The following is a 648-nucleotide window of genomic DNA, read 5'->3' as shown; positions in this document are numbered from 1 at the left end:
AACGTGCCGACCTTCGCCGAACTGGGCCTGCCCGAAGTCAACGACGCCGCATGGTTCGGCCTGATCGCCCCCGCCAAGCTGCCGGCCGACATCCAGGCCAAGCTGAACGCCGCCGCCATCAAGGTGCTGGCAATGCCGGAAGTCAAGGCCAAGCTGGAGAAGCTCGGTGCCACGCCGGTGGGCGACACGCCGCAGCACTTCGCGCAGCAGATTGCAAGCGAAGTGGCCAAGAACAAGAAGGTGGCCGCGGCCGCCAAGATCTCCCTGGATTAATCACCGGCAATTCAGCATGACCGAAGCAGACCGAAAGACCTCGGAAAGCCCGTTCTTCCTGCAAATGCCGGAGGGCGAGTGCGGCCCGCTCTTTCTTGACTCCCCGCATAGCTGCACCACGTATCCGGCGGACTTCCACTACGCCGGCAACCTGCCGCTGCCGCTGCTGCGGCAGGCGGAAGACACGTTCGTGGACGAGCTCTACGCCGACGCGCCCGCGCGCGGTATCCCGCTGCTCTGCGCTGGTTTTCCGCGCAGCTACCTCGACGCCAACCGGGGCCTCGAGGAGATCGACGAGGCCCTGCTCGATGCGCCATGGCCCGGCGCCAAGCAGGAAACATCGAAGACGCGGCTCGGCAAGGGCCTGGTCTGGCG

Annotated in this window: 2 protein-coding genes; both read left to right on the top strand. The window is 66.0% G+C overall.

Translation table 11 applies throughout. From position 1 onward, the window contains the following. Positions 1–273 (top strand): tripartite tricarboxylate transporter substrate-binding protein (locus B552_RS0126930; RefSeq protein ID WP_026036085.1); only part of this gene is annotated, 273 nt, incomplete at its 5' end. 16 nt (positions 274–289) lie between these two features. Continuing rightward, positions 290–648 (top strand): N-formylglutamate amidohydrolase (locus B552_RS0126925; RefSeq protein WP_019452165.1); only part of this gene is annotated, 359 nt, incomplete at its 3' end.

This window comes from Cupriavidus sp. BIS7 (genome assembly GCF_000292345.1).
Taxonomy (GTDB): Bacteria; Pseudomonadota; Gammaproteobacteria; order Burkholderiales; family Burkholderiaceae; genus Cupriavidus.
The sequence above is the reverse complement of the archived record's forward strand: the minus strand, read 5'-3'. Positions and strand labels throughout refer to the sequence as shown.